We start from the raw sequence: 9,538 nt of genomic DNA, 5'->3' as shown, positions 1-9,538 counted from the left end.
TGTCCATCTCCACCAGCAGCTGGTTCAGAGTCTGCTCGCGCTCGTCGTGCCCGCCGCCCAGGCCCGCGCCGCGGTGGCGGCCCACGGCGTCGATCTCGTCGATGAAGATGATGCAATTGTGGACGACCATATTGTTGGCCACGAAACAGTGGTGCTTGTCGAGGCACAGGTCGTACACGTAGTCCACGGGCTCGACGCGCTCGATCTTGCGAATCTTGGACCAGAGGATGTCCGGGCTCTCCAGGGCGGAGGCGATCAACGGAAGCGTCGCGACTCCACCTTCGAGCTCGCAATCGAAGCGCGGGCTGGTTGGACGGGAACTTCCCGGCTCCATCGTCCCCTTCGGCATCGCGATCTGGTCTGCCTCGCTCAGACGATCCGCCCGCACCCACTCCATCCCCGCGCCGCGGAGCACCGGAAACAAGTGATTCCCCGTCGCGCGAATCGAACTCGCGCCGGTCGTAATGCGAAGCAGGTCCGTGCACGGCTTGCGCGTGATCCCGATCACCGTCGCGTCTTCAAGACGAAAATCGTCGGTCATCGCAGGGACGCGCACACCTACGACCTGACGTTCGAACATCTCGCCGATCGTGACCTGCCGCCCGTCGCTGAGTGTGATGACCGAGTCGCCGGTGATGCACGGGGCATTCTTCTTCCCCTGGTCGAACAGATCTCGCACGCGGCTGTTGTGCAGCAGCATCGGCTTCTCGCCGCCGAAGAAGGCCTCGTGCTCGCAGCCGCACAGGTCGTAGACATAGCCTTCGTAGGGAAGCGTCAAGACCTCGCGAACGATGGGCCGCTTGCCCTGGTCGCGGATGTCGACGCCCGCCTTGATCCCGTGCATCGCGCACAGCCAGGTCAGTTCCTGGATGAGCCGGTGGCTCACCGAGGTCATGCTGAGCTTGCCTTCCTTGGTGGTGTAGCCGTCGCCCAGGGCGTACCCGGTGAGATAGGCCTCGAATTGCTCGCGCGGCAGGTCCCACAGGAACTCGGGGACGCGCTTGGCGCGCGAGCCGGTGCCGCAGTGCTTCTCGAAGAAGCGGCCCAGGGGCGCGGAGTGGAAGGTGATCTTGGTGGAGTTGTCGTCGGTGGGGCGCACCTTGGCCTTCACGCCGAACAACCGCTCCATGACCTCGATGCAGTCCGCGTGGAGGTCGGTCTCGTGGGAGCCGAACGTGAACTCCACGCAGCCATTCACCCGGCCTTCGGCGGTGTAGTAGCCCAGCACGCGCAGCAGGTCGTTGCTGAGTTCCACATCATCCGGCAGGTCCACATCCACGAGATCGGGCGTGATGGCCTGCGGCAGGTGACGTCCGCGCTGCCAGTTGCTCACCGTCATCTGGGATACGCCGATCTGGGCCGCGATGGCGGCCTGCGGCTGTGCGCCCCGCTGGGCCACCGCGTAGCGGTAGTTGGCCAGGGTCTCGGCGTCGATTTCCTGGAGCGGGAGACGGAGCACCGGTGCCTCGGCGGCGGCCTCGTCGGATGAACCCGAAACCTGGAACGCGTGCGAACGCACCGTGTGCGGCGTGCCCAGTTCCTTCGAGCAGGCGCCGCGGACCTTGAACGGCAGGTTCACCAGGATCGCGCCCGGTTTCAGGTCGCGCGCGGCGACGGGCTTGATGCCGTCGCGGGTGCGCACGAACACGCTGTGGTCGGCGGTGGTGCGCAGCACCCCGCCCAGGTAGCGGATCTCGCAGATCTCGCTCACGCGGTGGCGGTACACGCCGCGCATGCTCACCCACGCGCTGCCGTCCACGAATGTCTTGGAGCCGCCCTTGAACTTGGAGTCCTTCTCCCGGAAGCCCAGCGTCTGCGCGCCCTCGACCGGCACCACGCGATCGGCCTCGCCGTCGGCGTAGAACCCGTCCACGAACTCGGCGATGGGCATCAGGCGGGTGGCGCCGTCGCGACGCACCAGCACCGGCGTGTCGCCGGTCACGGACGCCCCAACCCCGACAAACATCTCCACAAAATCCGACCCGCTCATGCTGAAGAACGGTACCCCCGCCTCGCCCGCGACGGCCTTGGCGAGCAGCGTCTTGCCGGTACCCGGAGGCCCGAGCAGCAGCGCTCCGCGCGGGATGCGCCCGCCCAGGCGCTGGAATTTCTGCGGCTCCTTGAGGAACTCGATCACTTCCTCGAGCTCCGCCTTGGCCTCGTCGCAGCCGGCCACGTCCTTGAACGTGACCTTGGGGTGGTTCTCGATCAGGAGCTTGGCCTTGCTCTTGCCGAACTTCATCGCGGTGGAGCCGCCCGCCTGCATCTGGCGCAGCACGAACAGCCAGAACACGATGATCATGATCGCCGGCAGCCAGTACGTGAGCAGCGTCGGCCAGATCGAGCCCTCCTTGCGGCCGTGGATCTGGACGGTCTTGTCCTTCTCGTGGATCTGCTGCGGGAGCTGCGGATTGTCGGTGGGCAGCAGCGCCTCGAACTGCTTCACGGGCACGGCGCGGCCGTTGACCTCCAGGCTGGTCTCGGTCTTCAGCTCGCCCGTCACCTTGCGCTCCAGGAAGGTGACCGACTTGAGGTTCCGCGAGTCGATCTGCTCCAGGAACGTGTTGTAGCTGATCTCCTCGCGCGCGTTGCGCTTCTCGGACATCTCGATCATGAACAACAGCGCGATGAGGATCAGCAGCACCCACAGCGCCAGGTTCTTCAGCGGGAAGGAGCCGATGGGCCCGGAGGACTTCCGTGACGGGCCGCCCTGGGGGCGCGGCGAACGGCGTGGGCCGTCGCCGCCGGACCGGTGGAACATGGGACTCTTCATGGTCGAATTCCTGGTGAGGGTCAAGCGCCCGTGTAGATGCCGACGAAGGGGAGGTTGCGATAGCGCTCCGCGACGTCCATCCCGTACCCGATCACGAACTCGTCGCCGATGCGGAAGCCGACATAGTCGAGGGGGACCTCGATCTTCCGGCAGGGAGCCTTGTCCAGCAGCGTGGCGACCTTGACGCTGGCGGGCTCGCGCTTCTTCAGCTGGTCGATGAGGAAACTGAGGGTCAGCCCGGAGTCCACCACGCCCTCGACCAGCAACACGTGGCGGCCGCGCAGATCGGTCCGGCCGTCGAAGACCAGCTTCACCTGCCCCGAGGACTCAGTCTTGCCACCGTGGCTGGCGGCCTGCAGGAAGTCCACCTCGTGGGTGACCGGGATGGCGCGCGAGAGATCGCTCATCATCACGTACGCGCCCTTGAGCACCGCGACCAGCAGCGGGCAGCGGTCCCCGTAGTCCGCCCCGATCTGGCGGCCCATCTCGGCCACGCGGGCGGAAATCTGCTCCGCCGAGAACATCACTTCGATTCCGGCCAGCTTCTCATTCTCCGTGGAAGTGGGGCGGCTCAAGTCGAACTTCAATCACTTCCTCCGCGTTGGCGCCGAGGCGCAGCCGTTCGCTGGGACGCAGGCGAAGAACCCACAGGATGTGCTCCGAGTCGCTCAACAGCCACAACCGGCGCCGCAGCCTTCGCGGGACGCGGGCCCCGATCAGGAAGTCCTTGAGCTTGGTGTCCGAGCCCAGGCCCCACGGTTCGAAGCGGTCCCCCGGACGGCGGCGGCGCACCCGCAGGGGACCCCGCAGCGCCGCGGCGTTGATCCACACCCGCCCGGGCTCCGGCCCGGCTCCGGCCGGCACGTCGTGCGGCCCGGCCCTGCGGGCAGTGATCCGGCTTCCGTCCGGCAGGACGAGCTCGCCGGGCACCGCCAGGTCGAAGGACTCGAACGGGGGATCGGCCTCCGACGGATACACAACGAGGCGATCCCGTTCGCGGGCCGCCTCGAGATTGCCGGGGAGGCTCACCCGCCTGCCCCCTGAATCTTTCGATGCCAGGAGGTGGTCGAGCGCAGCGAGATGAGCGCGGGTCCACCCTCCGGGACCCTCGAACCCCTCCAAGGCCTTGCCGAGAGCAAACTTCCTGACAGCCTCAGGGTAGGCCATGAGGGGGGCGCAATCAAGGGTCAAAATGGTGTCCCCGGGCTCGAGAAGCGCCTCTTTCATGGCCTTTTCGGCCATTTCCGACACCAGCTCCACCCACGAGCGGAAGATGTCGGCCCCCCCGGCCAGCGATGCCCGCAGGCCCGGATTCACCTCGGATTCCAGCATCGGCAGGACGCGGTGGCGCAGCAGGTTCCTGGGCCGGGAGGTGTCGAGGTTGGTGAGGTCCTCGCGGAAGTCCCAGCCCCGGGCGGCCATGCCGGCGCGGATCTCCTCGCGCGGGATGTCCAGAAGCGGCCGGACCAGCCGGCCATCGGCGGAGACCCGTCGCATGCCGGCAAGCCCGGCGGGCCCGGTGCCGCGCAGGAAGTTCCAGAGGATCGTCTCGGATTGGTCGTCCGCGTGGTGTGCCAGTGCGATCCGCCGGGCGCCCAACTCGGCGCGGACGGATTCCAGGAAGCCGTGGCGGGCCTCGCGGGCGGCCTCCTCGGGGGAGCGGCCGGGCAGGTCCAGCGCCCCCGCCGGGAGCGTCTTGAGGCGGAAGGCGGTCCCCAGTTCCGCGGCCAGCGCCGCCACCGACCGGGCGTCCGCGCGCGAGTCCTCGCCGCGCAGGCCGTGGTCCAGGTGGGCCACCGCGAGGTGCAGCCGGAAGTCGGGGGCCAGGAGGTGCAGGGCCCGCAACAGGAATACCGAGTCGGCCCCGCCCGAGACGGCCACCACCCAGGACTCGCCGCCCTCCAGCGGAAGGGCCGCGAGGGCGCGGCGGAGCTTTACGACTGGCACGGGACGGCCTCTTTCACGACCGGCATGAAACCTCCGACCCCGCAATGACACTGGCCCGCATCGCGTCGCGCGACACGGGCCAGCTCAAGTTGATGGTGGCGGCGCAGGGACTCGAACCCCGGACAAAGAGATTATGATTCTCCTGCTCTACCAGCTGAGCTACGCCGCCGACGGGCGCCCGAAAGCGCCCGGACAGACGCATAGAGTAGCGTTTTCGGCGCTTTCCGGTCAACCCGACCGGCGGCCGTTCGCTACGCCCTGCGCGTGCCGTGCCCCGGGGCCTTGGCCAGCAGCTTGTTCAGGTAGCTCTGCACTTCGTCGCGAACGATGGTCGGCAGCTCGCGCTGGATCCGTTCGCGGACCGTCTGGCGCACCAGCTGCGTGAGGCCCGACTGCGACGGCCCGAGCTTGCCCATGGCCACCCTGCCCATGCCGCGCGTGCGGGTGAGGCCGGCCTTCCGGCGCCACAGGTAGTAGGTGACCATGGTCACGCCGAACTTCTTCTGGACCTGCTTCGCCGTGAGCTTCTGGCTCTTCGCGGCAGCCAGGATCTGATCGCGCTGCTGCTGCGTATACTGCTTGCGCTTCTGCTTCGCCAAGACTTCCTCCTTCGTGCGGGACGAATCCGGGCCCGCCCGGGACAGGGCGGTCCACGTTTCGTACGTATCAATACTCGCCTGCCGGAATACCTGCGGCGACGGGTTCCATTCGGCGGGGGGCACAACGCAGCCGAATCCGGGGTGGAACTGGGGGCATGATGATCTGACGTATATTACAAATCCACGCGAATGGCAACCCGTTCTGTACTTCCATTCCGGGTGTCGAAACCGCGCCGTCGTTGTACTCGCGGGAGCCGCCCGGACACAGGAACGGCCCGTCCGTGCCTGGACGGGCCGCCCTGCTTCGGGACGATAAGGAGGACTTCGGGTTGCCGGAACCGGACTCGCAACCGGCTCCTGGCGGACGGAGGTGACTCGCTCAGCCCGCTGCGGGCGCCCGTTCCCGGCCGGACCAGGCCGCCCGCAGCGTGCTTACCGGGTAATACACCGGCCCTGGTGGCGGGTTCCCGGGGTGCCCCGGTTCGGAAGGGTGCCCCGTCCGACAGGCCCCGCCCGGCGCGCCGAACCGGGATCGGTCGGGCTAACTAAGTCATTTCTCTGTAATCGTTTATCGAGTCCCATCCGACCCTTCCGGGGCGGCTTCCCGGGCGTGCCCTGCCGTGGGCCCGGCCGCTCTGCGCCGGATTGACACCCGCACGCCCCGGTTCCTATAATCCCCGCATCGGCATGGATATCCGCCTACCCCTCCGGCGATGAAGCTGTGCTATGTCGCCGGCAGGGATTTTTTGTACTTCGAAAGGAGACCGCGATGCGGCGGTTGGCCGTGGGGCTCGTACTTCTCGTGATGGTGGGGATTCCCGGGGTGTCTTCGGCGCTGGACCGCCAGGGCATGGCCTCGATGGGCTTGAGCATGGGCCCGGCATTCATGCAGGGCAGCGTGCCCAGCCTGTTCGCGGGCGACGCAGCCAGCGACGCGCGCGCGCGGCTGGGCATCCGCGGCACCACCCGCTACCTGCTCAACAACCACTGGAGCATGGTGGCGTCCGCCGGCTACGCGTGGAACTCTTACAAGGGCGCCTACGACCCGGGCACCAAGCAGACGATGGACACGCTCCTGGTCATCACCCCCCTCGAGGTCGGCCTCCTGTACTCCTTCGGGGCGGACTACCGCGCGCACCGGCCGTACCTGGGCGCCCAGGTGGGGCTGTACCGCTGGGAGTACGTGTCCAACGCGCCGTTCGGCGTGCGCAAGGTGGTGCGCGACACGCAGGCCTCGCAGGACATGGACAAGACCTACTTCGGCTTCGGGCTGAACCTGGGCCACGAGTACTTCTGGCGCGACAACTCCAGCATGACGCTGGAGCTCGGCTGGCACCACGTCGCCTCCAACGACACCAAGACGTTCAACACCGACTTCTCGAAACGCTTCGTGGGCGCGGTGAACCTCGTCGAGCTGCGCGCGGGATTCAACTACTACTTCTCGGTCGCCGGGGGAGCGCGCCGCAGCGGCCCCGGCCCGGGCGCCCCGGCCAAGGTGGATTCCTCCGCTCTGGGCCCGGTGAAGGGCACCCCCCGCCCCGGCGTGCAGCGCGAGCAGATCCAGATCGCGCCCGACGCGGTGGATGAGACGGCCACCGGAACGGCGAAGCCCGCCGTCGCGCCGGCGCCGACTCCGGCGGCCCCGCCCGCCACGACGCCCGCGGCCACTCCGGCTCCACCACCCGGTTCGGAGCCCGCGCCCGCGCCGGCTCCCGCCGTCGCGCCGCCGCCGCCGGCCGTTCCGCCGCCGGCAGCGCCGGCCCCGACGGACACGACCTCGGGCAAGAAGTGACCCCCCAGGAGGGAGAGCCGTGAGCGCGATGGAACGCATCGGTCCCGAGGCTCTCACCTTCGATGACGTGCTGGTGGTGCCCGCGCGCTCGGATGTGCATCCGCGCGACGTGGACACCACCACTCTTTTTTCCCGTCGCGTGCCGCTGAACATCCCGCTGGTTTCTTCGGCCATGGACACCGTCACCGAGGCGCAGCTGGCCATCGCCATGGCGCGCGAGGGCGGCCTGGGGATCATCCACAAGAACCTGGGCCTGGCCGAGCAGGCCGGCGAGGTGGACAAGGTCAAGCGGTCCGAGAGCGGCATGATCGCCGAGCCCATCACCCTGGGCCCGGACATGCGCATCCGCGACGCGCAGGCCCTGATGGCCCGCTACAAGATCTCCGGCGTGCCCATCACCGACACCCACCGCCGGCTCATCGGCATCCTCACCAATCGCGACCTGCGCTTCGTGGACGACGACTCCCAGCTCATCGCCGACGTGATGACGAAGGAGAACCTCGTCACCGCCCCGGTGGGCACCACCCTGGAGGACGCGCGGCGCATCCTCCACCGGCACCGCATCGAGAAGCTGCCGGTGGTGGACGCGCAGGGCCTGCTCAAGGGCCTGATCACCGTGAAGGACATCCAGAAGCGCATCGAGTACCCGCATTCCGCCAAGGACTCGCGCGGCCGGCTGCGCGTGGGAGCCGCGGTGGGCTCCAGTGGCGACTACCTGGAGCGGGCCGCCGAGCTGGTGCGCCATGGCGTGGACGTGCTGGTGGTGGACAGCGCCCACGGCCACTCGGAGAACGTGATGCGCGCGGCCGGGAAGCTGCGCGAGCAGTTCCCCGACGTGGACCTGGTGGCGGGCAACGTGGCCACCGCCGAGGCGGCGCGCGACCTGGTGGCGCTCGGGGCGGACGCGGTCAAGGTGGGCATGGGGCCGGGTTCCATCTGCACCACGCGCGTGGTGGCGGGCATCGGCGTGCCACAGGTGACCGCGGTGATGGAATGCGTGAAGGAGGCGGAGAAGAAGGGCGTGCCGGTGATCGCGGACGGCGGCGTGCGCTACTCCGGCGACGTGGTGAAGGCGCTCGCCGCCGGTGCCAGCACGGTGATGCTGGGCAGCATGCTGGCGGGCACCACGGAGAGCCCCGGCGAGACGGTGCTGATGGAGGGCCGCTCCTACAAGGTGTACCGGGGGATGGGCTCGCTGGGGGCGATGTCCCGCGGCGGGGGCGATCGCTACTTCCAGGAGGGCGTGCAGGAGGTCAACAAGCTGGTCGCGGAGGGGGTGGAGGGGCGCGTGCCGTTCAAGGGCCCGGTGTCGCAGGTGGTGTTCCAGATGGTCGGCGGGCTGCGCGCGGGCATGGGGTACGCGGGGGTCCGCAACATCGAGGCGCTGCGCACCAGGACGCGCATGGTGCGCGTGACCCACGCCGGCCTGCGCGAGAGCCACCCGCACGACGTGGCCATCACCAAGGAAGCGCCGAACTACGGGAAGTAGAATCTACACCGTGAACTTGAAGTCCGGCTTGATCTCCCGGATCGCGGCCGCCTGGGTGCGCAGGGCTTCCTTCAGGGCCTCATCCCCGGTGCGGCGCCACGCCGCGTAGGTTTCCAGGAACAGGTCCTGCTGCTCGTGCAACTGGAGCATCCGGGCCTCCTCGTTGACCGTCCTCTCCAGCAGGAAGAACTCGCCGCCGGCCAGTTGCGCGGCCAGGTCGAAGTACTCGCCGCGCAGGTGCGACAGAATTCGCCCGTACTTCTCGAAGCCCACCGAGAGCTGCTCCAGCACCCCCCCCAGCACCGCATCGCCGCGCCGCAGCTGCTGGCCATAGCTGTAGGCGAACTGGTAATAGGCGTCGCCGCGCCGGATGGAGGCATCCTCGGCGGGCGGGAACTTCTTCTGCCGCGGGTCGGGTGGCTGCTCGAAGGTGCCCACGGACAGCACCAGGAAGTCCGAGTCGGTGCGCAGGACGAGGCACTTCAGCCGGCCGTCACGGGTCGTGTGCAGGCGGTGGAAGGCGTCGAGATCGTAGTGCGTCAGATTGCCGCTGTGGCGCGGCACGGAAGCCGGGTCTCCGAAGACACCCAGGAGGCTCCCGAGATAGCGCGAAACATCCGCGTCGAAGGCGTCCTGGCAGATCTCGGGCGCGGTCTCGGTGCGGCTGTACAGGACGCAGTGCAGCGTGAAGAAACACCCGGGCTGGGTGTTCCGGCTGCCATCGCGGATGGTCTCGGCGAAGAAATTGCGCTCGTTCATGGCCGTTCCCCTCTTTCATCCTCCGTCGCAGGTCCGTCCGTGGGGGGGAACCCCGTTCACCCGACAGGGAATTGCATCGCGCGTGCCACGTTTCTGCGCCCGAGCGCCGGCCTCTCCCCGTCACGCCGTCGCCGCGCGCAACGGCTTGCGGCGCCGCCCAATGCGCGGGGCGCGGCAGG

7 protein-coding genes and 1 tRNA gene are annotated in these 9,538 nt (G+C 68.5%); 2 read left to right on the top strand and 6 right to left on the bottom strand.

Annotation, left to right across the window (positions count from 1 at the left end):
* The 5 genes from HZB25_13680 to HZB25_13660 form a co-directional block, all read right to left on the bottom strand.
* Positions 1–2,773, bottom strand: a 2,773-nt coding sequence (locus tag HZB25_13680) for an ATP-dependent metallopeptidase FtsH/Yme1/Tma family protein (protein MBI5838284.1), incomplete at its 3' end; no start/stop codon positions are given.
* Positions 2,774–2,793: 20 nt separating this feature from the next.
* The gene (hpt, locus tag HZB25_13675) at positions 2,794–3,297 is read right to left on the bottom strand and encodes a hypoxanthine phosphoribosyltransferase (GenBank protein ID MBI5838283.1); all 504 of its coding nucleotides are present in this window, start codon (positions 3,295–3,297) and stop codon (positions 2,794–2,796) included.
* Positions 3,298–3,319: 22 nt separating this feature from the next.
* Positions 3,320–4,720, bottom strand: coding sequence for a tRNA lysidine(34) synthetase TilS (tilS, locus tag HZB25_13670; protein ID MBI5838282.1), 1,401 nt, complete (start codon positions 4,718–4,720; stop codon positions 3,320–3,322).
* A gap of 93 nt (positions 4,721–4,813) precedes the next feature.
* Positions 4,814–4,889, bottom strand: a tRNA-Met gene (locus HZB25_13665).
* A gap of 82 nt (positions 4,890–4,971) precedes the next feature.
* Complete coding sequence (locus HZB25_13660; GenBank protein ID MBI5838281.1) at positions 4,972–5,319, bottom strand: transposase; 348 nt, start codon at positions 5,317–5,319, stop codon at positions 4,972–4,974.
* A 769-nt stretch (positions 5,320–6,088) separates the two neighbouring features.
* Here HZB25_13660 and HZB25_13655 point away from each other — a divergent pair.
* Together HZB25_13655 and guaB are read left to right on the top strand one after the other, a co-directional pair.
* Positions 6,089–7,111: an outer membrane beta-barrel protein gene (locus tag HZB25_13655; GenBank protein ID MBI5838280.1), complete on the top strand. Its 1,023-nt coding sequence runs from the start codon at positions 6,089–6,091 to the stop codon at positions 7,109–7,111.
* A gap of 28 nt (positions 7,112–7,139) precedes the next feature.
* Positions 7,140–8,600 (top strand): IMP dehydrogenase, encoded by a 1,461-nt coding sequence (gene guaB / locus HZB25_13650; protein ID MBI5838279.1) that lies wholly within the window; start codon positions 7,140–7,142, stop codon positions 8,598–8,600.
* 3 nt (positions 8,601–8,603) lie between these two features.
* Here guaB and HZB25_13645 read toward each other — a convergent pair whose 3' ends face one another.
* Positions 8,604–9,359 carry a hypothetical protein gene (locus tag HZB25_13645; protein ID MBI5838278.1) on the bottom strand — a complete coding sequence of 252 codons (756 nt, stop codon included), beginning with the start codon at positions 9,357–9,359 and terminating at the stop codon, positions 8,604–8,606.
* Positions 9,360–9,538: the final 179 nt, after the last annotated feature.

It is taken from the genome of Candidatus Eisenbacteria bacterium, assembly GCA_016235265.1.
Lineage (GTDB): Bacteria > Eisenbacteria > RBG-16-71-46 > RBG-16-71-46 > JACRLI01 > JACRLI01.
This window is presented reverse-complemented; position numbering and strand designations above follow the sequence as displayed.